Origin of the sequence: Dyadobacter tibetensis Y620-1, assembly GCF_000566685.1 — a bacterium.
GTDB classification, from domain to species: domain Bacteria; phylum Bacteroidota; class Bacteroidia; order Cytophagales; family Spirosomataceae; genus Dyadobacter; species Dyadobacter tibetensis.
Genome location: NZ_AZQN01000001.1, coordinates 293865 through 318533 on the forward strand (window position 1 = coordinate 293865; position 24669 = coordinate 318533).

Sequence of the window (24669 nt, forward strand, 5' to 3'; positions counted from 1 at the left end):
AACAAACTATAATATGACCAAGGCTCATTTTCTTATTTCCGCACCTTCCAGCAATTCGGGAAAGACCACCCTTACCTTGGGAATCCTACGTGCCTTACGACTAAAGGGGTTAGCGGTTCAGCCATTTAAATGCGGCCCTGACTATATAGATCCCTTGCACCATGAAGCAGCCTGTGGCCGTCAGAGTGTCAATTTAGACACTTTTATGGCTTCACAGGATCATGTACAGCAGGTATATCAGCGACTTGCCAAGTCAGCAGCGGTTTCGGTAACGGAAGGCGTTATGGGCTTGTTCGATGGGGCTGTCAAAATGGAAGGCAGCAGTGCTTCGATAGCGGAGTTACTTGGTCTGCCTGTGATATTGGTGGTAGATGCCCGTTCTATGGCTTATTCAGCGGCCCCTTTATTATATGGATATAATAATTTTTATAAGGGTATTAAGGTTGCCGGTGTAATTTTCAATTTTGTTAATACCCCATCTCATTATAGCTTTCTAGAGGATGCTTGTAAAGATGTGGGCGTGGAGGCTTTGGGCTATTTGCCTAAAACACCAGCATTTGCTATTCCTTCTCGTCATTTGGGATTACAACTACCGGAAGAAAGAGACTTTGATAAAGGTTTGGATCTATTGGCAGAGCAGATTTGCCAAACCATAGACCTGGATAGACTTTTGGAAATTACGAGTCTAAAGTTATCTGACGAAAGTGATGCTCTGGATGCTACCTGCATTCATACTACTAAGGATGCGGATTTAAATAGTCCTGTAAACCTTAGGATAGCAGTAGCCAGAGATGCTGCTTTTAGTTTTACTTACCAGCAAAATATAGAAGCACTGTCACGATTAGGAACCATATATTGGTTCAGTCCGCTGACAGATGACCGCCTGCCGGAGGTCGATTTTCTTTACTTACCAGGTGGATATCCCGAGCTTTACGCCAAGGAACTTTCTGAGAATCGATCTATGACCCAAAGTGTCTTTGATTATTGTGATGGAGGAGGTGTCGTTTGGGCCGAATGTGGGGGGATGATGTATTTGGGACAAAGCTTGGTCGATCAAGGGGGAGGCCTCTTTCCTATGTCTAGGGTCTTCAATTTTAGTACAAGCATGGAGCGAGCCAAACTAAGCCTGGGCTATCGTAAACTCGTAATGGAGGATATGCAGATAAGAGGGCATGAGTTCCATTATTCCAATCTAATAGAAGATATGGAGGAAGCTTCCAATGCCATGTTGGATCTGCAAGTTTTTACCGCCCGAGACAGGGAAGTCTCAACTTCTCTTTATCAGCACAAAAATACTTATGCAAGTTATTTACATCTCTACTGGGGCGAAAATGATGATTTTTTAAAATATCTAATTTCAAGGAGCAGCAGCACTCAGGTAGCTAGGAATTCCAAAACAATAACTACAGGATGAAGAGACAGCGAATCATACGCTCGGACGGGAAATCCATCAATTTGGTGCAACGAAGAGGACATTTATCTTATTGCTATAACGCTTGTTGCTGTGGCAGAGTCGACAGGGGCTATGCACCTGTGCCTGTGGAGCTATATAAAAATGAGTGGCTGAAAAGGAAATTACGCAATAAGGTTCATCTTACCAAAGGGGGATGTTTGGGGCCCTGTACCCTAGCCAACGTGGTAACCCTATTATTTGATGGACACTCCATATGGTTTCATTCCATCAATAGCGATTGGCAGATTATGGCCATTTTCGACTATATCGATAGTATGGTAGAAGCCGATTCTTATTTGGTTCCTCCGGCCGACTTGGCGGAGTATGTATTTCAGTTTTATACTTGGAAAGGCTCTGAAGCTGCTACAGAGGCTGGGGTAACCGCTTTACCTACCGATGGGATTGTTTTTTTAACGCACGCCGACACTGATTTGTTGGCCCTTAATCGCGCTATGGAGCTGCTGCCTGAGGGGTTTCCCAAGACTACAGGAATCAGTCTGTTGGCCATTAAGAGTGAGGCGCAGATGCAGCAACTGATGGGGAGAGAGCTTGCTGAGGCCAAAATTATTGTCATACGTATTCACGGCAGACTGAGCAGTATTCCAGGCTTTGGTGCATTCTTGCAAATGACCAAAGAGCGAAAGCAACACTTGGTGGTGGTGAGTGGAACAGGAGATCTCAATCCTGATTTTGCTGCCGTCTCCAGTGTGTCTGCAAGCATTCTTCAAGATACTTTAGCATACTTACAGGCGGGAGGTTTTGCCAATCTGAATTCCTTATTACGCTATCTATCCGATCATCTGTTGATGACTGGCTTTGGAGCAGATCCTGCTCAGGAGTTGCCCGATCATGGCATTTACCATCCCAATTTGCCCGAAGAAGCAGATTGGGATGACTGGAAACAGTATCAACAAAATAATCGGGCTACGATAGGCATTACCTTTTACAGGGCCCATTGGATCAGTGGCAACACGCGCTTTATTGACGCAATCATCACCGCCCTGGAAGAACGAGCGTTTAATGTCTTACCCATTTATACTTCTTCATTGAAGGCCGTAAATGCCGAAACCGGCCGTCCTTTTGCTTTTGACTATTTTATGGATGCGGGTATCGATGTCTTAATCAATACCATTTCTTTCGCCATAACGGATATACAGCCAGCAGGGGTCCCCGGAAAACCGGTGGCGTCTTTGATCAATCTGGATGTGCCTATACTACAGGCCATCAGCAGTGGCATGGGACTTGGGCCTTGGGAAAATAGTTCTCGCGGGCTCAATCCACTGGATACGGCCATGAATGTAGCCATTCCAGAGTTTGATGGACGGATTATAACGGTTCCTGTCTCCTTTAAGGAGAAGGGGAAAGAAGCCCGAGGGTATCAGCCTTTGGCCGACCGGGTGGAAAGGGTGGCAGGGATTGCACAGCGCTTTTCCCGGCTCAGGAGATTGGCAAATGCCGAAAAGAAAATAGCTTTCGTTTTTACTAATTCTAATACGAAAGCTGCACAGGTTGGTAATGCCGTAGGGTTGGATTCGCCCGCCTCACTAATGAATATTCTGTATGCCATGCAAGCAGAGGGCTATGTCATCAAGGACATGCCTCCATCAGGGGATGTTCTGATTCAGTCTCTGATCGATCGGTGCTCGTACGATGTCAATTATCTTACTCCAGAGCAGCTCAATCAGGCAGCTGGGAGGGTAGGGCTGTACCAATATGCTGCTTGGTTTGAAGAGCTTCCGATCCTAATAAAAGAAAAAATTACTAAACAATGGGGCCCAGCACCAGGGGAGACCTATGTTCATGGCGATCACATTGCGCTGGCAGGACTTCCCTTGGGCAATGTTTTTGTAGCCTTACAGCCACCACGCGGTTATGGGATGGATCCTGATGCCATATACCACCAGCCGGATCTTCCACCGACGCACCACTATTATGCATTTTATCGTTGGCTGCGTGATGAATGGGGGGCCGACGCAATCGTCCATGTAGGCAAGCACGGCACCTTGGAATGGTTGCCAGGCAAAGGAATAGGGCTATCGGAGAACTGTTTTCCGGATGCCTTGCTGGGTGATATCCCATTGTTTTATCCGTTTATCATCAACGATCCAGGAGAAGGTTCTCAGGCCAAACGCCGGGCGCATGCTGTGGTGGTCGATCACCTTACTCCGCCTATGACCTCTGCCGATACGTATGGCGAGCTGGCCCAACTCACACAACTCGTTGACGAGTACTATCAGGTGGAGAGTCTGGATCCTACTAAACTCCCCTTGTTACAAAGGCAAATTTGGGAGCTGATACAACAAACCAATTTAGATACTGATTTAGCTGCTATGCTAAGCCGGGACCATGGAGATCATAAGCATGATTGGGATGAGGAAATGACACCGGAAGGTGTGCCGGTGAGTCTTTCGGAAATGGACGGGAAAGACATAGCCCATCTTATTGAAGATATTGACGGTTATCTCTGCGAACTTGGAGCGGCTCAGATCCGGAATGGCCTTCATACACTCGGTGAGATGCCCGAGGGGAAGGCCCTAGTAGATATGTTACAAGCCCTTACAAGGCTTCCAAATGCGGGTCTGCCAGGTCTGCAGGACGAGTTAGGAAAGGTCTTTGATTTGAATGTCCAGATGCTTCATAAGGAAAAAGGACAAAGATTGAAAGAGTCGAACAAGTCACTTGAAATGCTTGTCGGCAGACCTATTATTACCCATTCCGATGCGCTGGAAGCGCTGGACGCTTTGGCCATAGCTATTTTTTCAGAACTTGAAAGTAGGCGTTTTATAATGGAGGCAATCGATTTTGCCATTTTTAAAGTCCTGAACCTTGATGCAGATGTCCTTGCAGGAAAAGGTGTAAAGAAGATACTGGACTACGTTTGCCTGCATTTGGTGCCCAATTTATGTCAAACGGAAAATGAAATCAACCACCTGTTGCATGGTTTGTCGGGAGGGTATATCCCTGCGGGCCCTAGTGGCGCTCCTACAAGAGGGATGGCTCATATTCTGCCTACAGGAAGAAATTTTTATGCGGTCGATCCACGACTGCTGCCTTCCAAAGCAGCTTGGGAAGTAGGTAAGCAGCTGGCCAGAGAGGTTCTAGATCGGCACATGAAAGAGACGGGAAGATATCCGGAAAGTGTTGGCATCAGCATCTGGGGGACCAGTGCAATGCGAACACACGGAGATGATGTGGCAGAAGTATTGGCCCTCTTAGGCGTGCGTCCTTTATGGCAGGCTGAGAGTCGGCGGATTACTGGCATAGAGGTCATCGGACTCGAGGAGTTGGGCAGGCCCCGTGTCGATGTAACAACCAGGATAAGTGGGTTTTTTAGGGATGCGTTCCCCCATTTAATTGAACTCATGGATGATGCCGTACAAGAAGTGATCGCACTGGATGAGCCTTTGGAGCAAAATTTTATCCGTAAACACTTTCTTCAAGAACTGCAAGCGTTGAATAAGAATCAGGAATTGTCGCCTGAACAAGCACATGAGAAAGCGTCATACCGAATTTTTGGTGCCGCTCCCGGCGCCTACGGAGCAGGCATTCTCCCGCTGATCGACGAGAAAAACTGGGAGACAGATGCTGACTTCGCTAGGGCGTATGTCAACTGGGGAGGTTATGCCTATTCGAGAACTGCACAGGGAGTAGATGCCCGAAAGGAGTTTGAACAATGTCTTTCAGGAGTAGAAATCGCCCTGCACAACCAGGATAATCGTGAGCATGATATTTTCGATAGTGACGATTATCTTCAGTTTCACGGGGGCATGATCGCTACCATCAGAAACCTTACTGGGCAGCAGCCCAAGCATTATTTCGGAGATTCTCAGAATCCAGCCAATCCAGTTGTTCGTGATCTTAAGGAGGAGACATTGAGAGTCTTTAGGTCTAGGGTAGTTAACCCCAAGTGGCTGGAAAGCATCAAGAAACATGGGTATAAAGGAGGGCTTGAGCTTACTGCTACGGTAGACTATCTGTTCGGTTATGACGCTACGGCAGGCAATGTCGATGATTGGATGTATGAACAGGTGGCACAGAATTATGCATTGGACGCCAATATGCAGACATTCTTTCAAACTAGTAATCCCTGGGCCATGCAAGCGATAACAGAACGTCTGCTGGAGGCAGTACAAAGAGGGATGTGGGCTGAGCCTTCTCCAGAGACCCTGGACGGATTACGGGCTCTGTACTTTCAAAGTGAAGCAATGATGGAAGTCCGATCGGAGTAACTAAGAAATGTAGAGGCCAGGTACTACATATTAAGTATTGCACCTAATTAAGAAAATTAACCCATGCATACCTATCCATTTTCGGCCATTGTGGGCCAAAATAAATTAAAGCAAGCACTACTTCTCTGTGCCATCAATCCTTCGATCGGTGGCTTGCTGATCCGAGGCGAAAAGGGAACGGCCAAAAGCACTGCTGTTAGAAGCTTATCAGCCTTGATGCCCGACCTGGAACGGGTCAACGGTTCCGTTTTTAATTTGTCACTAGAAGAATATACTAATAAATATGGGAAATATTCTTCCGCCGATACGGAGCAGATTCCGGTTCCTATGGTCAACCTGCCCCTGGGCGTATCCGAAGACCGGGTACTGGGGAGCCTGGACCTTGAGTCTATCCTGACAGAGAAAAAGAAGGTGCTTCTTCCTGGCCTTTTGGCTGAGGCCCATCGAGGGATATTATACATCGATGAGGTGAATTTATTGGCCGATCATCTGGTAGATGTACTGCTAGATGTATCCGCTTCAGGAGTGAATATCGTTCAGAGGGAGGGCTTATCAGAAGCGCATCCGGCCCGTTTTATATTGATCGGTACCATGAATCCAGAAGAAGGAAATTTGCGCCCTCAGTTTTTGGATAGGTTCGCTTTAATGGTGGAGGTAGAAGACCAAATGGAGGTCCAGGAGAGGACCGAAGTCGTTCGAAGGCGAATTGCATTCGAACAGGAGCCAAAAAGTTTTATCGAAAGCTATGCTGATACCCAGATCAGTATAAAAAACAAGATCATGAAGGCGCGTAAACTTTTGCCACATGTGGCATTACCGGAGGGTCTCTTGACGTTCATTAGTCAGTTATGTATCGACTGGTCAGTATCGAGTCTACGTGCGGATATTGTGCTCTATAAAACAGCTATTGCCTTGGCGGCATGGCATGGCCGAACATTAGTCCATGCAGATGATATCAGGCAAGCTGCGGAGCTGGTGCTGGTTCACCGTCAAGGAAAACCACGGAAAAATGCGAAAGCCCGGGAAAGCTCCGGGAATCAAGGTACTGGTACAGAGAATAATTCTTCGGATACGAAAAGTGAAGAAGATCATACGCCTCATTCAATACCACCGTCCGTTACTGAAAAACCCCTTGGACCTGAAGAAGAGGCAGAGACAAAAAATAACGATGAAATGGAAGTGCCGCTAAAGGCGACCTCGGGAAAATTTCAAGAGACAGTTTTTGCTTCCAAGGATATTTCCGCGCTACCCCTTATTCCTTCCGGAGCGATACCGAAAACGAAGCCTAAAATGATCGGGCGGAGACTGAAAATGGAAAACGCTCCCAGGGGAATGGAGGTTTCGGCCGGGAGTAACGAAATTGTTAAGTCCCTGGACATTTCGAATACAGTGCAGCAATCTTTAGTTCGCGATGCCGACGACCTTCATATCCGAGCAACTGACCTTCGGTTTAAGAAAAGAAATGGAAAAACGGGTCACTATATCCTTTTCGTCGTGGATGCCTCCGGGTCCATGGCGGCCCTCAAAAGAATGGAGATGGTGAAAGGTACGGTCTTGTCTTTATTGGAGGAGGCATATCAGAAAAGAGATCGGGTGGGGGTTATTTCCTTCAGGGGAGTTGAGGCAGAGTGGATATTAAAACCAACTTCTCAATATGACAAAGCCCTACAGGCATTAGTTGATCTGCCCACCGGTGGGCGAACCCCTTTGCCCCATGCACTTCATCTGGCCTATGATTCTTTATCGGCAAATACCAGTAAATCAGAGTCATTTTTAGTGTGTTTGAGTGATGGAAAAGCCAATGTAGCCCTTCCCGGAAGCATTGATGCCTGGGCCCAGGCATTAAATGCAGCCCGACAAATTGCATCCCTAAATATATCATCTTTGGTAATAGATACGGATCATGGCTATTTGAGAATGGGGAAAGCTAATCAATTAGCGCAGGCGCTTAATGCCGAATGCGTGTCTATTGATGCAATAGATGAATCAGGAATGCAGCAGCATATTCAACAGCTATTTAAACATAACGTTTGTTAATAAATGCATCTTAACATGCAACGATTAAAACCAATTATGCTGGTAGGAACTGGCTCCGATGTGGGGAAAAGCGTTCTGGCTGCTGGCCTCTGTCGGATATTCAAACAGGATGGGTATTGCCCAGCTCCATTTAAGGGGCAAAATATGTCTCTTAACAGCTATGTTACCGCAGAGGGGTTGGAAATGGGACGGGCACAGGTAGTACAGGCAGAGGCTGCGGGTGTGCCATGCCATACGGATATGAATCCTGTTTTACTTAAACCTACCAGCGATCAAGCTTCGCAAGTGATCGTCAATGGAAAAGCCATTGGCCAGCAATCAGCGCATGACTACTTTAAAGAGAATGATAGAAGTGCTCTGTTAGATACCGTTAAGCAGGCTTTCGACCGATTGAAGGTTTCTTACTCGCCAATCGTGATGGAAGGAGCTGGAAGTATTTCAGAGCTGAATCTGAAACACAGGGACATTACCAATATGCGTATGGCCATACATGCTGGTGCGGCGACTTACCTTGTAGCTGATATTGACAAGGGTGGTGTGTTCGGCAGTGTATATGGCACCATAGCCTTGCTAACCCCTGAAGAGAGGGCCTGCATGAAAGGGATAATTATCAATAAATTCCGGGGTGACGCCAGGCTCTTTATCGATGGTCGACGTATTTTAGAAGATCTGACAGGGCTGCCTGTGGTTGGCGTTATACCTTATTTTTCGAATATTTATATAGAGCAGGAAGATAGTGTTGCTTTGGAGTCCAAATTCCGGAAAGCTGCAGAGGGACGGGTTAACGTGGCTGTCGTTCGCCTCCGAAGATTATCTAACTTTACTGACTTCGATCGGCTCGAAAGCGACCCTCGCGTTAATCTTTATTATAGCAATGAGCCTTCTGAACTGGCACGGGCTGCTGTGATTCTTATACCAGGCAGTAAGAATACCTTGGCCGATATGCTCGATTTAAGAAATAATGGAGCGGCAAGGGCGATCGTACAGGCGCATAAGGCGGGGACAACAGTCGTGGGCATCTGCGGTGGTTACCAGATGATGGGTGAGACAATTGCCGATCCCCTAGGAGTAGAAGGTGATATTGAATCCATTCCAGGCCTGGGTCTCCTGCCTATCCAAACTACATTGCTGCCAGAGAAAACAACGAGACAACGAGCGTTTACATTTCGGGAGTTTCCTGAACCTTGTGAGGGCTATGAGATTCATATGGGCCAGACTGTTTTTACTGCTCCACCTTCCCCTGTAGCCATCATGGACGATCAGTCAATGGATGGTTATTGGTTAAATAATAATACCTGGGGAACCTACCTGCACGGGATTTTGGATAATGATCGGGTGATCAATTACTTACTGGCTCCATATGCTAATGCTACTTCGGCCAAGGACTTAAGTTTTTCTGAATTTAAATCCGCTCAGTTCGATCGGCTGGCAGAAATAATGAGAGAAAACCTGGATATTAAAACAATCTACCAAACTTTAAAATTCTGAATAATGCTACATGGTCATGGAAATGATGGGTATCAATATAGTCGGGAGATATGGGCAGACTTCAGTACCAATGTATGGTATGGAAAGGAGCCTGAGGGAATGAAGGAATATATTTTCGACCAATGGAATACGATTAATAGTTATCCGGAAGTTATTGGAGAATCTTTTGCAGACAAAATTTCCCGGCATTATGGACTGAACTCCCGGCAGGTTCTAGTGGTAAATGGAACAACAGAAAGTATTTATCTACTGGCTCAGCTATATGCAGGCAAGAAAACTACTATTCTAACCCCGACATTTTCAGAATATGAGGATGCTTGTATGGCATTTCACCACACGATTACTTATATGCCTTGGCCATCCGACCTGGCAAGTCAACCTTTGGATGCAGACTTGGTTTTTATTTGTAACCCTAATAATCCCACTGGCAAAATAATTTCCATATTACAGTTGGAAAAAACGATTCGAAAACATCCAAACTGTCTGTTTGCCATCGATGAGGCCTTCATAGAGTTTACTTTATTTAATGAGTCTGCCTTAAAGTTATTGAGCCGATATGATAATTTATTGATTATGCGCTCCATGACCAAAGCATATGCCATTCCTGGACTGCGATTAGGATATATTTTAGCAGGTGAGCAAAAGATGGAACGATTGAAAAGTATTAAACAACCCTGGACCATTAACACCATGGCTCTGGCGGCAGGTCATTTCGTATTCGACAATTTTCTAAAAGTTCACCCCCCCATTGAAGACTTACTTACCGATAAGGAACAGTTTGTTAATCAACTCAAATCCTTAGGCTTTGTCAATATATTTGAGAGTTGTACCCATTTCTTTCTCTGCCAAATAGTACATCCGGATGCCTATGACCTTAAACGTTTTTTGCTGGAAAGTTTTAGTATTTTAATAAGGGATGCCAGTAATTTTCGTGGCTTAGGCCCTGGATATTTCCGTCTAGCTACTCAGAGGCCCGAAAAGAATGGATTATTAATAAACGCGCTGAAAGAATGGAAAATGCTTTCTTATTAGTACTCCCATTACTGCTGGGTTACTTCCTGGACCTTTGCTTAGGAGATCCCGATGGTTGGCCGCATCCGGTTCGGGTGTTTGGATCTGCCATTCAGCAAGCGGAAAAAAAGTGGAATAATGGAAAATACAGGAAATTGAAAGGAAGTTTAGTGGCTTTTTGCCTGGTCTTAGCTACTTGCTTTTTCTTCTATACCATTCAGTTGGCGCTGGTGGGTACTCCAGCACTATGGCTTATTTTTAATGCGGTAATGGTGTATTATGGATTAGCGAACCGGGGTTTAATCGATGAAGGACGCAAGGTTTTTACAGCGTTAGAAAATAAAGGACTGGTAGATGCTAGGCAACAACTGTCAAGAATTGTCGGAAGGGATACAACTCAGCTCTCGGCTCAGCAGATTCGAATTGCCACACTTGAAACTTTATCTGAGAATTTAAGTGATGGGGTAGTGGCCCCCTTATTTTATTATCTGCTTGGTGGAGTTCCTGCCATGATGGCATATAAGATGATTAATACCCTGGATTCTATGATCGGGTATCGCAATGATCGCTACGAGTTGTTTGGGAAATTCGCTGCCCGTTTAGATGATGTAGCCAATTATATTCCCGCTCGACTTACGGCTCTTTTGATGGTATTGGCTTCCTTCAATAGCAGAGCGATCGTATTTATTCGGCTTTATGCTCATCAACATACGAGTCCAAATGCCGGTTATCCGGAAGCGGCTTTAGCAGGTATTCTTAATTGTCGATTCGGAGGACCCAATATCTATCATGGAGTCAGGAAAGAGAAGCCATTTATTGGTCGCTTCGAGAGAGAAATTCAGCCGCAGGAAATCCAAACAGTCATTCGGATCAATCATACCGTGTGTTTGGTCATGGTGCTATTGAATGTAATTATTTTATACATTTATCACTGGAATATAGGTTTATTATAGATGTCTAATACAAATACGAATCAAAGGATTATTATTACAGGAGGTCCCGGATCCGGGAAAACAAGTTTACTGGATGCCTTAATAGCTAAGGGCTATGCGGGAATGCCCGAAGTATCAAGGAGACTGATCCGTGAGCAGGTGTCCCTGCAGTCAGACGCCCTGCCCTGGCAGAACCTGCCAGCCTTCGCCAATCTTTGTTTAGAGGCCATGTTGGACGACTACCGAAAAGCAACAACCTGTGCTTTCTATGACCGGGCTATTCCTGATATATTGGGGTATCTCCGCGCAGCAGGAATAACTCCTGAACAAGATCTGAACTCGGCGGCAAGGGCTTTTCCTTACTGTCCTATGGTATTTATTGCTCCTCCCTGGAAAAATATTTACAGGCAAGATGAGGAGCGCTGGCAAACCTTTGAAGAATCTGCAATTCTGTACAGACATATACAGGGGGTATATGTTTCCTTAGGATATCGGTTGATTGAACTTCCATTCGCTTCAGTGGCCGACAGAATTTCTTTTGTCGAAGAGAAGATTAAGCGCTGGAAAGCCAAGTTAGAGGAGAATCTTTGTGGTGTATAGCGTTGCTCTCAATTATGTTCGTAGCTTTGTATTCATAATGGTTTGGGCCCGGATAATCTTAAATTTCTGGCCCGATGAAAAGGGAATACCGGTGAAAATCCGGAACAGTCTCCGCTGCTGTAACCTCTATATAATTGTTTTGGTCGATTAGCCACTGTTTGAATAAATGGGAAGGTGATCAAAATGAGGGGGAAGTCAGAAGACCTGCCATATTATTTTTTTTAATTCATTGCTTTCGGAAGAAAAGCTGAAAAAATTATGCATTCAGGAATCAAAAGACTTGGATCGGCGGTATGCCGCATCCGAACCTCAATTTTATTATCACATATTGTTCCTATTCTGTTGTATGGATCCCTAATTTCGGGCTGCAGCAGTACAGCGAGCCGTAAAGAGGGACCCGACAGACCTCTGTTCCATAATGACTTATTCGCTCATAAGACCAGCATTGATTATGCCAAGGGCTTTACTTTGAGCTATCATGGGAATTATAAGGTAATTCAGATATTTAATCCTTTCGAACAGACGGCCGATACGGCCACATTCGTCCTTTTACAGAGAGGCACCAAACGTCCCCCGGGCTTCGAAAGTGCCCAAGTCATCGATATTCCAATCCGTTCCCTTGTCACCATGTCCTCGATGCACGTAGGATTAGCAGGTTTCCTAGAAGCTGAAGATATTATTGTAGGTATGGGCAACCTGAAATATGTTTCCTCTCCCAAGGTTTTGGAAAAAATTGCTAAGAAGGAAATTGTTGAAGTTGGTAAGAATCAGATGCTCAATGAAGAACTCTTAATCAGTCTACATCCGGACCTTATTATGGCGATGGGGAGTCCTGTTTCTCCAATTAACCGGTACCCCGCACTTCAGGAGGCGAAAGTGCCTGTGCTGGTCAATTCGGAATGGGTGGAGACCAGCCCACTGGCCAGGGCCGAATGGGTAAAATTAATGGCCGTTTTATTAAATAAAGAAGAGCAGGTCAATGTCCGGTTTGGAAAAGTGGAGAGGGAATATAAACGACTCAAAGCCTTGACAAGTACCCTTACCATAAGACCTGAGGTGCTCTGTGGCCTTAATTCCAAGGATACCTGGTATGTGCCTAGCGGCGATGGCTATGTTCATAAATTTATTCAGGATGCTGGAGGAAGCTACCACTGGGCGGAAACTCGCTCTATCGGTAATCTTCCCTTAAACTTTGAACAGGTATATCCAGTAGGACTCCGGGCTGATTTCTGGATTAACCTTAACATGGGCGAGAGGGAAACCAAATCGGAGCTCCTGGCCAAAGATCAACGTTACTCCGATTTTAAAGCATTCCAGAAGGGGCAGGTTTACGCCTTTACCAAGCGGCTCAACCGGCAAGGCGCCAATGACTACTGGGAGTCCGGAGCTGTGAATCCTCAGGAGATACTAGCCGATCTCATCAGGATTCTCCACCCGGAACTATTGCCTAATCATGATTTGAAATATTATAAACCAATCCTGTAGAATCAGTGATTATCATCTCAATAAAAATTTATTAGCCATGAAAATTTACACTAAAAAGGGAGACAAAGGTACCACGGGTCTCTTTGGAGGAAGCCGCGTATCAAAAGATGACGTACGGATCGAATGCATAGGAACCCTGGATGAGGCCAATTCTACCATTGGTCTCATGCGAGTGAAACTTGGTGCCGATCATGTTTGGCAGCAAAACTTGCAAAAAGTACAGAAGGACCTGATGGACATGATGTCGCATTTGGCTCGTCCTTCGGATGCCAAAAAGGAAAATAAAAATCCAATGCCTGTTGATGGCGCAGTTTTCTGTGAGGAATGGATTGACAGTCTCGAACAGGAAATGACCTCTCCCTCCGATTATTTTCTGTTGCCTGGAGGCAACGAGGTGTCGGCTCTTTGCCATCTGGCACGCACGCAAATGCGCAGGGGAGAGAGGAGACTCGTCTCCCTGATGAAAATTGACACCGTTCATGAGGCCATACCCGCCTATATCAACCGATTGTCCGATTTGTTTTTTACCCTTGCCCGGGCCGAAATGGACAAAGCCGGGGTGGCTGAGGAGAAGTGGCAGCTGTTTCTGTACAAGCGATTCAAGCAACCTGAGGCATGATCATCTATATCAGTGGTGGGGCGCGAAGCGGTAAAAGTGCCCATGCTCAGACCCTTGCTTTGGCTCTGAGCCCGGCACCGGTCTACGTCGCCACGGCGCGAATCTGGGATGAAGATTTTGCAGAAAGGGTGATCCGGCATCGTCAGGAACGTGGTCCGGAATGGACCCTTTTCGAACAGGAAACGGATCTGCACACGCTCCCGCTGGCCGGCAGGGTGGTGGTGATCGACTGTGTTACCCTCTGGTTGACCAACCTGCTGATGCAGACTGAAGAAAATATCGATGCGTGCCTCCTGAAGTTTAAGGCGGAAATAGACGGATTATTGGCCCTAGAGGGTACCTATATCATCATTTCCAACGAGCTAGGAATGGGCATGCATCCGGAAACTTCCTTAGGGCGAAAATTTGTGGATCTGCAGGGCTGGGCTAATCAATATGTTGCCCAAAAGGCAGAGAAAGCCGTTTTTCTCGTTTCGGGTATTCCAATAACCATAAAATAGATTTCATTAAGATTGTTCATGCCATAATAAATTAAAACCATATGAATTCGCTAGCGCAACAACTACAGGACAAGATAGACCGTAAGACTAAGCCCCTGGGGTCTTTGGGTGTTCTGGAAACGGTGGCATTTCAGATTGCTTCGGTACAGAATAGCCTCGACCCCGAGCTGAAGAGTCCACATATTCTGGTTTTTGCAGGAAGTCATGGACTGGCGTCTTCCGCTATTAGTGCCTATCCAACGGAGGTAACTCCTCAAATGGTACTGAACTTTTTGAATGGAGGTGCAGCAATCAATGTCTTTTGCCGTCAACACGGAATTAGTTTGAAAATTATAGATGCAGGAGTCGATTTCGATTTTGGTTCCAGATCAAACCTGATAGATGCCAAAATAGCTATGGGGACCCGCAATAGCTTAATGGAGCAGGCCATGAGCAGCTGGGAATATGCCTTAGGCTTAAAGCGTGGTGCCGACCTGGTTTCCAAGGTAGCCTTGCAAGGCAGTAATGTGATCGGTTTTGGAGAAATGGGGATAGGCAATACCTCTGCTGCTGCATTAATAATGAGTAAATTATTAAACATCCCAATCGAGGAATGTGTGGGCCGAGGCACAGGTCTCTCCTCTCAGCAAATGAATGAGAAGGTTTCAATCCTACGAAGAGTAATCGGGAGACATCAAGCCGTGCCTGCCACCGCTCCAGAAGTAATGCAGGCCTTTGGAGGCTACGAAATGCTGATGATTTGTGGAGGTATGCTCGAGGCTGCCCGTCAGAATATGCTGATATTAGTAGACGGATTTATCTCCAGTGTTTCCTATTTATGTGCTCTGAATATCATGCCCGAGGTGGCCAATAATGCTATATTCTGTCATCAGTCCGACGAAAAAGGGCATAAGAGGTTATTGGAATACCTTCAGGCCACTCCCCTGTTGAACATGGGTATGCGGCTTGGCGAAGGTACGGGTTGTGCCATAGCGTACCCGCTACTTCAGAGTGCTGTGGCATTTATGAATGAGATGGCCAGCTTCGAAAGCGCTGGAGTAAGTACCCAGGTATCATGATTAGGAGGCAGCTGACCCTACTACTGGTAGCACTACAGTTTTACACACGAATTCCGGTTCCGGGATGGGTGCCCTATGCACCCGAATATCTAAGCAAGGCCACTCGCTTTCTTCCTCTAATTGGTTGGCTTATAGGACTCATTACGGCTGGAGTGTGGCTGGCGTTTGAGCCGATAACCAATGGCAGCGTGGCGGTTATCCTGGCCATGTGCGCTTCGGTGCTCACCACAGGAGCCTTTCATGAAGACGGTTTTGCCGATACCTGCGACGGTTTCGGTGGGGGCTGGACCCGCGACAAAATCCTGCTCATCATGAAAGATAGCCGGATCGGTACCTATGGGAGTGTGGGGCTGCTAATGGTGCTGGGGCTGAAATTTACTTCTTTACAATTGCTTGCTGAGCGGGTCGAAGGGAGTGCAACACTACTGCTGCTGGGTCTTATGTCGGCCCATGCTCTGAGCAGGCTCATGGCTGCCCTACTGATTTTTACCCTTCCTTACGCCAGAGATACCGACGACAGTAAGTCCAAGCCCGTAGCGGAGGCACTAGAGAGATCCACGATTTCGACAGCTGTGATTTTCGCTATACTTCCCCTCATGGGATTGTATTATTCCAGTGGGTTTGTTTGCGTTTTCGCCGTGCTGCCTTGCTTGGTTATCATTACACTGGCAATGGGCCGGTATTTTAAAAAGTGGATAGGGGGCTACAGTGGCGACTGCCTAGGGGCAGTACAGCAAGTCACCGAAGTCGTATTTTACTTGTTTATGATCGTTCTATGGAAATATATCTGATACGCCATACCCTGCCTAAGCTGACGCCAGGGCTCATCTATGGGCATCTGGATATCCCACTGGCCGAAGGCTACGCCGAAGAATTTGATCGTATCAAGGCCCTACTTCCCGAACGACTCCAGACAGTATATAGCAGTCCGTCGACCCGGTGCAGGCAGCTGGCTGAGCACCTGGATCCGCATTATCGCATCGACGAGCGCCTCCGTGAACTGCATTTCGGAGACTGGGAGGGGCAGACCTGGGACAGTGTGGATCAGGTTAAGCTCAAGATCTGGATGGACGACTTCGTAAACGAGCCCGTGCCCGGTGGAGAGCATCTGCTGGATCTGCAGAAAAGAGTGCTACAGTTCTGGAAGGAACTCCAGCTCCTAGAAACCCAAAATTCCATCGCCATCATCACCCACGCCGGGGTAATAAGGCTTCTGCTGGCCATGGAACGGCAAGTGGCATTAAAGGATATGTTTTCGATTTCGGTAGGGTATGGGGAGGTGGTGATGGTAGAGGGGAGCGATTATAATCAAAGAAATTAAATTGCGTTATATTTAGAAATGTGAAGAAACATGTAACTTTAACTATGAATAAGTAGTTTAAGCTTATGCTAGAAAGGGGGGAATTCCAGTAGCATTATAATGTTTGCGATGTCGGAATCATAAAAACGCCCTGGGAATGTTCCTAATAAAGAAACTATTAAGGTTATTAAAGAGCTTAAAGAGAGTAAGGAGTTGATTGCTAAATGGAGAGAATTTCATGGAAACTGAAGTGAGAAAAGTTTGGTTTCAGGATGATAGTATATTTATCCAAACCGTGTCTGGTGAAGAGCGTAGCCACCCTATGAAGTGGTTTCCAAGATGATTAAATGCTTCCAAAGACGAAAGAGAAAATTTCGAATTGTCACTATATGGTATTCACTGGATAGCGCTTGATGAAGACTTAAGCTTTGAAGGTTTCTTTTCCTTTTCGAAGCAGCATACTTAAAATAATCCTAAAGATAAGATCATGGAAACAATAATAGTTAAGGTAGAAGGGGAAAATTTAAGGGCGCTTAAGGCATTCTTGTCCGCTTTGAATATAAAATTTGAAAAGGATGACGAAACTTCTTATGAATTCTCGGAGGAGTTGGAAAATAAGATCAAAAAAGCCCGAGCGGAAAGGCAAAGGGGTGAGGTTATTACGGTAACGTCAGAGAATTTATGGGAAAGTATATAATTCAATTATCAAAGGACGCTAAGTTCGATTTGCAGGCAATTAAGCGATCTGGACGAAAATCAGATATTGAAAAAATAAGTATATTCTTTGGGGAACTTGAGAATGACCCAAGATCAGGAACGGGAATGCCTGAAAGACTGAAACATTACAATGGAGAGGTGTGGAGCCGCAGGATAAATAAGAAGGATAGGTTAATTTATGAAATTTTGGAGACCGAAATGCTGGTTTTAGTCGTATCCGTTCTTGCGCACTATTCTGATAAATAAGGCCCTAAATAGAAAATTTGAAATTTTATGAAAGAGTTATATTTTAGGACGTTATATAGTCTCTTGGAATCAGGGAATTACAGGCGCAGGATTGTAGGACGTTATTGGAACTTGCCAGATGTTGTTAACTCAATAAAACAAGAAAAATCGTTGAATGACAATAATGAGCGTTCCTCATTATTTTGCCAGTTTCTATCTAGTACTTCGGATCTTTTAGAATTGCAAGATGATTTTGATCAGAAACGGGTATTAGCTGATCAATATGATTTACTTGTCGATCATAATATGGAAGCTTGGAAAAATCTGAAGAAGATAGCAGATCAGGCGGAAGTTAAGTATATGATTGCACTTTTGGAAGCAAAGATAATAAGCGAATGATATTATACAGATCCAGAACGTGAGGTCAATAGCAAGTTAATGATTTATTGGGTAGAAAGGGGTGTCATGGCAGTTTAAAAGAGTTGTGGGCGATGGATATTCAGTTAACGAGTTCGAAGAAAACCCAGTAGTAATTAATAGGTATCAATTCCTGTAGTAATTACAGTCAAGCCATGATCTGCCTACTCAAGATCAAAATCTTTGTGCACCTCGTGGTTAAAACTTAACCAGAAAGGACACGGAGAAGGCAAAAAGGACGCTAGAGGATTTAATGGGTACTGCTTTTCAGTTTCTTCATAGCGAAATGATCAATTGTAAAAGCCGAGACATCTTATGACACTTTGGCTAAAACTAGCTAACCGTTATCTGGCAAATCCACATTTTCTCTCACAACCCCTCAGTAATTGACTGAGAGGGGATTGCGAGAAAAATGTTCGAGGCAACTTGGAAGATTTGGTGTTGACTAATTCCAACCTGTCCGACAAATCAAGTCTTGGCTAATTCAGATCAATGTAGAACGCAGTACCTCGATGCCTTGCCTTTCACAACCTTTTAGTTTCTAAATATTCTGCTATTGCCTGCAAATAGAGGCTGTTAAAACGTCTGCTCGAAAAGGGATTCTGGCTGGTAACTAAATTCCGATCCTTGATGGCATAATTTGCTTTCGGCAAGCCGCTTTTATATTTCAGTCCTAGCTTTTTTAATTGTTTGGCAATTTTTCTGTTTTTAGGTTGGCCTTTCATGATGAATCTTTCAATTACGAATTCTTCAAGAGGGGATACCGCATTCACTTTATATCCGATATACGGGTTTTCTCCGGGAGGAATTGATAAAATAAGGCTTGGTGCGTGGCATATAAGTCCCGTTGGCTTATGTGACCTGGCAAATTGTTTTAACAGTATAGGAATATTTTTATCTTCTATTAAATCGATCATTAGTCCTTGGCCTCCCGGAATAATGATTCCCAGATAGTTGTCGAAGTTCTCAATCGCTGATTCTAAGGTAAGTGGATGATTAAATGTCTTGTCCTCTTTGACAAATTTTAAGGCTTGATTCTTACTGTCCATATTGTCTTTCCAATAGCTATCCTGAATACTTTCAATATCGATTGTCGCGACCTTCCCGTTTGGTGTGGCAAATTCAACGCCATATCCATTTACTAAAACGGATTGATATGCCAGATAAAATTCATTCAAAAAGACTCCAGTCTGTCGTAGTTTATGACCGTTATCGAGCGCTAAAGTGTCTGCTGCGCTCAAAACGAATAGGATCTTTTTGTCTTGAGCAGATAGGGATAGGTTAGGGACCATGGCTATTGTGATCATGAATAGGATGTATTTCATTTTTTCGTTTTAATGAATCACAAAGGAAATACCGTTTATCTACCCAAACATTTACATATGTAAAGATATCTAGGTTTGACGGTTCTGCTTTCTGATGCGGCTGAGCTGAGTTGGGGTAATGCCCAGATAGGATGCTATATGGTATTGGGGGATTAAATTTTCTAATTGGGGGTACTCTTTTTGAAAGATTGCATACCGCTTATTTGCTTCTAATAATACAATTTCAACTTCCCGCTTTTCCTTCGCCACAAAATAATGCTCAGCGATCTTTCTCAAAAGTCGCTCTAAATCCTGATGTTCGTCTAATAAATCAATTATTTTTTGGTAGTCGCCAATCAGGATATGACAGTCTGTCAATGCCTGTTGGCAAATGGTATTCGGGAGCTTAGTTACCAGCGATGAATAGCCACCGACCATATTATTTTTTGTGAAAAAGTGCTTGTTGTATTCAACCCCTTCATCGGTTCGGTAAAAGGCTCTTATTACCCCTTCTTTGAGGAATCCGAACTCTTTAGCAATTATGCCCTCTTCAATAAAATACGCCCCTTTTTTTAAATATTGTTCCCTAAAGATATTTTTTAGCGCCTGCCAGGTGCTTTCTTTTAGGGGAGATATTGCATTAAAATAAAGTTGAAGTTGTTGCATATCATTTCAATTGGCTTTCATCGTTCTCTGTTCATTATTTTTAAGCCAAAGCAGTCATGCCGGCCCAGGCATCCTATTGACACACATGTAAATATACGGTAATGACGCTCGCACCGATATTTCCTTTGAATAAAGCAAGGTGAAATGTCGAAACTAAATCAGGTTCCTGGTTTTCCTTCTTCCGATTCTCTGCTATTGATTTCTATACCGTCCAGAGACCGATGGTTAAATATCGGGGGATTGATGCTTTTGAGTATTAAGGATATGACATCCGTTTCGTATATAGTGTCCGATTGCGTCATTCAAAACTTAATTTATGCATCTCAAACGACTTTTTTTGCTGTTTATTTTAGGAATGTCCCATTGGGCTGTTGCCCAGAAGCCAAACATTATTCTTATCATGGCCGATGACCTTGGGTATAGCGATATTGGCTGTTATGGCTCCGAAATTCGTACGCCTCATTTGGATGCGCTGGCATCGAACGGTGTGAAGTTTACGCAGTTCTACAATGCTGCGCGCTGTTGTCCCAGCAGGGCTTCGTTACTAACCGGCGTGTATCCGCATCAGGCGGGAATGGGGAAGATGGTGGTTACGTCTGCGATCACCAGCCGTGTCCCAGAAAAGGCGAATCAAGGCTGGCTGAGTCGGAATACGGTAACCATAGCCGAGGTTTTAAAGAAAGCGGGTTACCGGACTTATATGTCCGGGAAGTGGCATGTGGGAGAAGAACGCCCGGATTGGCCCCTTCAGCGTGGATTTGACAAGTATTTCGGTCTTATTAGCGGTGCTACTAGTTATTATGAACTACTGCCGGGGAGGTTAATTTTAGAAGACAACGAGCCCTACATCATACCAGAAGGATTCTATATGACCGATGCCATTTCTGAAAAAGCGGTGGATTACATTGATGCAGCGGCCGATAATCCCTTTTTTATGTATGTGGCCTATACGGCTCCCCATTGGCCACTCCATGCGCCTGACGAGGAGATAGCCCAATACAAAGGGCTGTATCTTAAGGGATGGGATCGTCTGAGAGATGCACGATTAAAGAAGCAGAAAGGAATGGGTTTGTTGCCGGTATCTCAATTGTTGTCGGAAAGAGACAGTACCATTTCGGCCTGGGAAGACGCCCCTGACAAGGACGAATGGGATCAGAAAATGGCGGCCTATGCCGCTATGGTCACCCGAATGGACAAGGGCATTGGCCAGATAGTGGCAAAACTGAAAGCCAATGGGCAACTTGATAATACCTTGATTATGTTTCTATCGGACAATGGAGCCTGTTCCGAAGAGCTGGTCAATCGAGCCAAAAGAGATCTGGGCGACCAGGCCTACGAAAGAAGCCTCACAATTCCCTCTGGGAAAAAGGGCTCTTATGACGCCTATGGCAAAGAATGGGCCAATCTTGGTAATGTTCCATTTCGCTTATACAAAAGTTTTACCCATGAAGGAGGGATATCTACACCCTTCATTATGCATTATCCTAAACTGGTGACGAAGGCCTTTCAAACCGACCAGGTTGGGCACATCATGGATATTATGCCTACTTGCCTGGAATTGGCAGGAGCGAAGTATCCTAAGACCTATAATGAACATGTGGTTAAGCCTGTAGAAGGCATGAGTTTACTCCCTATTTTAAAAGGAAACTCCCGTAAAAACCACGAATTTATCGCCTGGGAGCATTTCGATAGCCGTGCGATTCGGAAGGAAAATTGGAAGCTGGTATGGTCGCGCGAAAATAAGAAATGGGAATTATATGACTTAGCCCGAGATCGGGCTGAATTGAATGATTTGTCGGCTACCCATGCAGATAAGGTTAAGGAGTTGTCGCTCCTATATCAAAGCTGGAGTAAGCGGGTTGGGGTGGGCCAATGATATAGGTCGGCCCATTCTGACTCTATCCTTATTATTTTAAGATATTACGTGGTGCATTTCACAGTTATTCGTCTAGTCTAAAGAGCGATAGCCCCTAAAGTTAAAAGTTATACGACATGCGCAGCATTTTTATTAAATCTATTGGTCCCCTTATCGGACTGCTAATATTGTCAGGATTTGGATTCGACACATCGAGAACGGTCTATTTAGTTGGGGATTCTACCATGTCTGTTAAGGACGAGCGGTACTATCCTGAGACAGGGTGGGGAATGCCATTTAAGTACTTTTTTGATGAATCGGTTCGCATAGAAAATAGGGCAATGAACGGCCGCAGTACCCGAAGTTTTATTGAAGAAAAACGTTGGCAGCTGGTATCGGATAGCCTCAAGGCCGGCGATTATGTATTGATACAGTTTGGGCATAACGATGAGGTTGCAACGAAAAAAACCTATACTGACGAGGTTGGCTATCAGGCTAATCTGCATCGGTTTATAAAAGAAACCAAGGAAAAAGGTGCCTATCCCGTTTTGATTACTCCAGTCGCCAGACGCAGGTTCGATGCCAAGGGAAGCGTAGAAGGGACGCATGAAATATATTCGCAGCTGGTTCGAAAGGTAGCCATGGAAGCATCCGTGCCCTTAATAGACCTTGATCAACTTAGTCAGCGCCTTCTCCAAGAATTTGGTGAGGAGCGTTCAAAAGATCTTTATCTACACCTTGCTGCCGGAGAGCATCCGAACTATCCAGAGGGCAAAGTCGACGATACCCATTTCTCAGAGCTGGGAGCGCGTAAGATGGCGCAACTGGTTTTGCAGGAGATGAAACGACAACGGTTACCACTTATCCAACATATTGTTCAGCGATAATTTCAGAAAAGTGTATATTAGAATAAAGAGAATTCTAGCGGCCATGAAAAAATTCGGCCGCTAGAATTTGACACAAGACAGAAATAAGTTATTACTTCAAAATATGGTGACTCCAATATGCTCCACTGATATCAGATATTCTTAGGGTATATTTACCATCGGGCAAATTGCTAAGTAGCTCACCTTTGAGGCTTAGCTTCGCTTTGGCCCCTAACGGGACAATCAAACTATGCATTCCAGCCTTGACTTTCGCAATATAGTAATTGGAAATACTCTCTTCCGGCAACTTTGCCAACCCTGACTGATCCAGATTCCAGACGAGTTTTTGCTGGTCATCATAAAGTCCAATATTAATTACCCAAGAACCATATACATCTACACCCTCCGTACGATATACATTAAAACTTAGGGTATTGTTTTCGATTTTTCCTTGGCTGATTTCTAGTTTGGGTTTGACTGATTTATTATGTAGGGTTCCCCATAGCCCTCCATGAAAAACCTGGTTGGTCATAAGGGTCATGCCGAGGGTAAACAAGGAGCCTGTTAAAACTAATTTCGGAAATATTGCGTCTGAAATTGGCAATTCTCCGGACGCAATCCAAGAAAACCAGCTTTTTTGCGACAGATTCGTTCCCTGGTTGAGGAGAAAATAGTCCAAGGAGTACTTGCCGCTCCCCGTCAGGAACAGTACAAAACCGCTAGCTATGCCAAGGACGCCAATCTGCCATTCGTCTAGACAAGTAGTACCGATCCACCCCGAGCCAAGAAGGATGCCCATTGCGAGGAAAAACACTCCTATACTCATCAGTCTGGTAAAAAGTCCAAAAATTATTAAGAGACCTACTATGCCTTCTATAATTGTAAAAGTGACCATACTAAGCCATAATGTATCTGGGTTTTCAACCAGATGCTGGATCATAGGCTTTATACCCAGTGCATTGGGCAAAAAATGGTTGAATTTTTCACCAATATATCCCGAGACTTCAGGATCCAATTTGTTGGCAAGAATAGTTCTCCTCCAGAATGCAGAGAAATAGGTCCATCCTACGACCATTCTAAGGGAAAGTGTTAGGAGTCCTGCATCATTTTTTATACTATAATTCTTCATTGCTAAACTAAATAGTGATTGTTATAAATCCTTTTTTTGTGAGTTGGAATCCATATAATATCCCATTGTCAGTTATTTTTACCTGCTTAGGTAGTTGATCGGGAGATATCTGAAAGGCTTTTAGAGATATGCCGCATATGAAAACCTGGACATTCTGTTCTGCTGCCTCTTCCATCAATTTATTAAACTGCATATTACCTGGTATATCACTAACCGTTTTCCCGCAAATGACCATATAGAATTTGCCATACTTATCCCCGTCTTCACGAGCTAGGGCGGTGGAGGTTAATAACACGGGTGCCAGCTGATTAATGTTTTTGGAAATAACCAGGTAATTATTTTTTTTAGGTTCCTTTGGGTGGGCCTGAAGAGTGGAAATGCCAATTATGAATAGCAAAAAGGATATTAAGAAAACTGAATTTTTCATGTTGGTTTATAATTAAACTTCGCGCAGAAAGCCCTGCCATTGCATTTTCGTTTTGAACGATAACAATGGAAAAAGAACTAACGGCGTAAGTTGCAGGGGATAATATCTTAAATAGATTTTAGAAAAAGATTCCAGAATCGATGCCTAGGCCTGCATCAGGATGTAGCACCTTTCAAGATTATTGGAGACGGGAGTTTGGAGAGAGTTTAGCCTCGCAAGAAATGCTTGAAATTTTTATATAATATGTAATAGGGAACTGCTGAGGCAATATTTTTACGGCTGGCAGGGACAAATGTTAAATTCTGAGGCAAGCTATTAACGTCAAAAGAAAATAGCTCTGTGACTGGAAAA

General features: G+C 44.6%; 23 protein-coding genes, 1 pseudogene and 1 riboswitch. Of the genes and pseudogenes, 19 read left to right on the top strand and 5 right to left on the bottom strand.

The annotated features are described in order from the left end of the window. Nucleotides 1-13 precede the first annotated feature (13 nt). The 17 genes and pseudogenes from X939_RS0101230 (at nucleotide 14) to X939_RS0101305 (ending at nucleotide 18053) form a co-directional block, all read left to right on the top strand. Nucleotides 14-1414: a cobyrinic acid a,c-diamide synthase CobB gene (locus X939_RS0101230; RefSeq protein WP_025761430.1), complete on the top strand. Its 1401-nt coding sequence runs from the start codon at nucleotides 14-16 to the stop codon at nucleotides 1412-1414. Beyond that, nucleotides 1411-5682 (top strand): cobaltochelatase subunit CobN, encoded by a 4272-nt coding sequence (cobN, locus tag X939_RS0101235; protein ID WP_025761431.1) that lies wholly within the window; start codon nucleotides 1411-1413, stop codon nucleotides 5680-5682. The genes X939_RS0101230 and cobN overlap by 4 nt, the downstream gene beginning before the upstream one ends. Before the next feature lie 63 nt (nucleotides 5683-5745). Next, entirely contained in the window at nucleotides 5746-7719 is a 1974-nt protein-coding gene (locus tag X939_RS0101240) for a magnesium chelatase subunit D family protein (protein WP_025761433.1), read from the top strand. 15 nt (nucleotides 7720-7734) lie between these two features. Continuing rightward, on the top strand, nucleotides 7735-9207 hold the full coding sequence (locus tag X939_RS0101245) for a cobyric acid synthase (RefSeq protein WP_025761434.1): 1473 nt from the start codon (nucleotides 7735-7737) through the stop codon (nucleotides 9205-9207). A 3-nt stretch (nucleotides 9208-9210) separates the two neighbouring features. Continuing rightward, entirely contained in the window at nucleotides 9211-10239 is a 1029-nt protein-coding gene (locus X939_RS0101250; protein ID WP_025761436.1) for a pyridoxal phosphate-dependent aminotransferase, read from the top strand. After that, on the top strand, nucleotides 10218-11171 hold the full coding sequence (cbiB, locus tag X939_RS0101255; RefSeq protein ID WP_025761437.1) for an adenosylcobinamide-phosphate synthase CbiB: 954 nt from the start codon (nucleotides 10218-10220) through the stop codon (nucleotides 11169-11171). Before X939_RS0101250 ends, cbiB begins: the two co-directional genes overlap by 22 nt. Then, entirely contained in the window at nucleotides 11172-11750 is a 579-nt protein-coding gene (locus X939_RS0101260) for an AAA family ATPase (RefSeq protein WP_025761438.1), read from the top strand. A 21-nt stretch (nucleotides 11751-11771) separates the two neighbouring features. Further along, a riboswitch (cobalamin riboswitch) is annotated at nucleotides 11772-11976 on the top strand. Between the two features lie 32 nt (nucleotides 11977-12008). Next, on the top strand, nucleotides 12009-13235 hold the full coding sequence (locus tag X939_RS0101265) for an ABC transporter substrate-binding protein (RefSeq protein ID WP_025761439.1): 1227 nt from the start codon (nucleotides 12009-12011) through the stop codon (nucleotides 13233-13235). 37 nt (nucleotides 13236-13272) lie between these two features. After that, nucleotides 13273-13854, top strand: coding sequence for a cob(I)yrinic acid a,c-diamide adenosyltransferase (locus X939_RS0101270; protein WP_025761440.1), 582 nt, complete (start codon nucleotides 13273-13275; stop codon nucleotides 13852-13854). Continuing rightward, nucleotides 13851-14354, top strand: coding sequence for a bifunctional adenosylcobinamide kinase/adenosylcobinamide-phosphate guanylyltransferase (locus tag X939_RS0101275; RefSeq protein WP_025761441.1), 504 nt, complete (start codon nucleotides 13851-13853; stop codon nucleotides 14352-14354). The genes X939_RS0101270 and X939_RS0101275 overlap by 4 nt, the downstream gene beginning before the upstream one ends. A 41-nt stretch (nucleotides 14355-14395) precedes the next feature. Then, nucleotides 14396-15412, top strand: a complete 1017-nt coding sequence (gene cobT, locus X939_RS0101280; protein WP_025761443.1) for a nicotinate-nucleotide--dimethylbenzimidazole phosphoribosyltransferase — start codon at nucleotides 14396-14398, stop codon at nucleotides 15410-15412. Next, on the top strand, nucleotides 15409-16203 hold the full coding sequence (locus tag X939_RS0101285) for an adenosylcobinamide-GDP ribazoletransferase (RefSeq protein ID WP_052353390.1): 795 nt from the start codon (nucleotides 15409-15411) through the stop codon (nucleotides 16201-16203). The genes cobT and X939_RS0101285 overlap by 4 nt, the downstream gene beginning before the upstream one ends. Next, entirely contained in the window at nucleotides 16188-16733 is a 546-nt protein-coding gene (gene cobC / locus X939_RS0101290) for an alpha-ribazole phosphatase (RefSeq protein WP_025761446.1), read from the top strand. Before X939_RS0101285 ends, cobC begins: the two co-directional genes overlap by 16 nt. 337 nt (nucleotides 16734-17070) lie before the next feature. After that, nucleotides 17071-17178: pseudogene (locus X939_RS24095) on the top strand (DUF2442 domain-containing protein); the annotation flags it as partial. A 21-nt stretch (nucleotides 17179-17199) separates the two neighbouring features. Next, a complete protein-coding gene (locus X939_RS0101295) occupies nucleotides 17200-17409 on the top strand; it encodes a DUF2683 family protein (protein WP_025761447.1) in 210 nt (69 codons plus the stop codon). Continuing rightward, a complete protein-coding gene (locus X939_RS0101300; protein ID WP_025761448.1) occupies nucleotides 17394-17675 on the top strand; it encodes a Txe/YoeB family addiction module toxin in 282 nt (93 codons plus the stop codon). Before X939_RS0101295 ends, X939_RS0101300 begins: the two co-directional genes overlap by 16 nt. Nucleotides 17676-17702: 27 nt before the next feature. Next, entirely contained in the window at nucleotides 17703-18053 is a 351-nt protein-coding gene (locus X939_RS0101305) for a hypothetical protein (RefSeq protein WP_025761449.1), read from the top strand. 542 nt (nucleotides 18054-18595) lie between these two features. Here X939_RS0101305 and X939_RS0101310 read toward each other — a convergent pair. The 3 genes from X939_RS0101310 to X939_RS23545 form a co-directional block, all read right to left on the bottom strand. Beyond that, nucleotides 18596-19396: a type 1 glutamine amidotransferase domain-containing protein gene (locus X939_RS0101310; RefSeq protein ID WP_025761451.1), complete on the bottom strand. Its 801-nt coding sequence runs from the start codon at nucleotides 19394-19396 to the stop codon at nucleotides 18596-18598. Between the two features lie 69 nt (nucleotides 19397-19465). Then, nucleotides 19466-20041 (bottom strand): Crp/Fnr family transcriptional regulator, encoded by a 576-nt coding sequence (locus tag X939_RS0101315; RefSeq protein WP_025761452.1) that lies wholly within the window; start codon nucleotides 20039-20041, stop codon nucleotides 19466-19468. 158 nt (nucleotides 20042-20199) lie between these two features. Further along, nucleotides 20200-20343 (bottom strand): hypothetical protein, encoded by a 144-nt coding sequence (locus X939_RS23545; RefSeq protein WP_157493010.1) that lies wholly within the window; start codon nucleotides 20341-20343, stop codon nucleotides 20200-20202. A gap of 14 nt (nucleotides 20344-20357) precedes the next feature. Between X939_RS23545 and X939_RS0101325 the strand changes: the two genes are divergently transcribed. Next, nucleotides 20358-21917 carry an arylsulfatase gene (locus X939_RS0101325; protein WP_025761453.1) on the top strand — a complete coding sequence of 520 codons (1560 nt, stop codon included), beginning with the start codon at nucleotides 20358-20360 and terminating at the stop codon, nucleotides 21915-21917. Between the two features lie 116 nt (nucleotides 21918-22033). Then, entirely contained in the window at nucleotides 22034-22783 is a 750-nt protein-coding gene (locus X939_RS0101330; protein ID WP_044198169.1) for a rhamnogalacturonan acetylesterase, read from the top strand. A gap of 91 nt (nucleotides 22784-22874) precedes the next feature. Here X939_RS0101330 and X939_RS0101335 read toward each other — a convergent pair whose 3' ends face one another. Continuing rightward, nucleotides 22875-23891, bottom strand: a complete 1017-nt coding sequence (locus tag X939_RS0101335) for a TQO small subunit DoxD (RefSeq protein ID WP_025761455.1) — start codon at nucleotides 23889-23891, stop codon at nucleotides 22875-22877. Between the two features lie 7 nt (nucleotides 23892-23898). After that, nucleotides 23899-24318: a DsrE family protein gene (locus X939_RS0101340; protein WP_025761456.1), complete on the bottom strand. Its 420-nt coding sequence runs from the start codon at nucleotides 24316-24318 to the stop codon at nucleotides 23899-23901. Nucleotides 24319-24669: the final 351 nt, after the last annotated feature.

Excerpts from the sequence above, each read along its gene's own strand:
- X939_RS0101310 (WP_025761451.1), bottom strand. The coding sequence starts at position 19,396 with ATGAAATACATCCTATTCATGATCACAATAGCCATGGTCCCTAACCTA.
- X939_RS0101270 (WP_025761440.1), top strand. The coding sequence starts at position 13,273 with ATGAAAATTTACACTAAAAAGGGAGACAAAGGTACCACGGGTCTCTTT.
- X939_RS0101240 (WP_025761433.1), top strand. The coding sequence starts at position 5,746 with ATGCATACCTATCCATTTTCGGCCATTGTGGGCCAAAATAAATTAAAG.
- X939_RS0101260 (WP_025761438.1), top strand. The coding sequence starts at position 11,172 with ATGTCTAATACAAATACGAATCAAAGGATTATTATTACAGGAGGTCCC.
- X939_RS0101285 (WP_052353390.1), top strand. The coding sequence starts at position 15,409 with ATGATTAGGAGGCAGCTGACCCTACTACTGGTAGCACTACAGTTTTAC.
- X939_RS0101295 (WP_025761447.1), top strand. The coding sequence starts at position 17,200 with ATGGAAACAATAATAGTTAAGGTAGAAGGGGAAAATTTAAGGGCGCTT.
- X939_RS0101245 (WP_025761434.1), top strand. The coding sequence starts at position 7,735 with ATGCAACGATTAAAACCAATTATGCTGGTAGGAACTGGCTCCGATGTG.
- cobC (WP_025761446.1), top strand. The coding sequence starts at position 16,188 with ATGGAAATATATCTGATACGCCATACCCTGCCTAAGCTGACGCCAGGG.
- X939_RS0101230 (WP_025761430.1), top strand. The coding sequence starts at position 14 with ATGACCAAGGCTCATTTTCTTATTTCCGCACCTTCCAGCAATTCGGGA.
- X939_RS0101265 (WP_025761439.1), top strand. The coding sequence starts at position 12,009 with ATGCATTCAGGAATCAAAAGACTTGGATCGGCGGTATGCCGCATCCGA.
- X939_RS0101300 (WP_025761448.1), top strand. The coding sequence starts at position 17,394 with ATGGGAAAGTATATAATTCAATTATCAAAGGACGCTAAGTTCGATTTG.
- cbiB (WP_025761437.1), top strand. The coding sequence starts at position 10,218 with ATGGAAAATGCTTTCTTATTAGTACTCCCATTACTGCTGGGTTACTTC.
- X939_RS0101325 (WP_025761453.1), top strand. The coding sequence starts at position 20,358 with ATGCATCTCAAACGACTTTTTTTGCTGTTTATTTTAGGAATGTCCCAT.
- X939_RS0101340 (WP_025761456.1), bottom strand. The coding sequence starts at position 24,318 with ATGAAAAATTCAGTTTTCTTAATATCCTTTTTGCTATTCATAATTGGC.
- X939_RS0101275 (WP_025761441.1), top strand. The coding sequence starts at position 13,851 with ATGATCATCTATATCAGTGGTGGGGCGCGAAGCGGTAAAAGTGCCCAT.
- X939_RS0101250 (WP_025761436.1), top strand. The coding sequence starts at position 9,211 with ATGCTACATGGTCATGGAAATGATGGGTATCAATATAGTCGGGAGATA.
- X939_RS0101305 (WP_025761449.1), top strand. The coding sequence starts at position 17,703 with ATGAAAGAGTTATATTTTAGGACGTTATATAGTCTCTTGGAATCAGGG.
- X939_RS0101330 (WP_044198169.1), top strand. The coding sequence starts at position 22,034 with ATGCGCAGCATTTTTATTAAATCTATTGGTCCCCTTATCGGACTGCTA.
- X939_RS23545 (WP_157493010.1), bottom strand. The coding sequence starts at position 20,343 with ATGACGCAATCGGACACTATATACGAAACGGATGTCATATCCTTAATA.
- cobT (WP_025761443.1), top strand. The coding sequence starts at position 14,396 with ATGAATTCGCTAGCGCAACAACTACAGGACAAGATAGACCGTAAGACT.
- X939_RS0101315 (WP_025761452.1), bottom strand. The coding sequence starts at position 20,041 with ATGCAACAACTTCAACTTTATTTTAATGCAATATCTCCCCTAAAAGAA.
- X939_RS0101335 (WP_025761455.1), bottom strand. The coding sequence starts at position 23,891 with ATGAAGAATTATAGTATAAAAAATGATGCAGGACTCCTAACACTTTCC.
- cobN (WP_025761431.1), top strand. The coding sequence starts at position 1,411 with ATGAAGAGACAGCGAATCATACGCTCGGACGGGAAATCCATCAATTTG.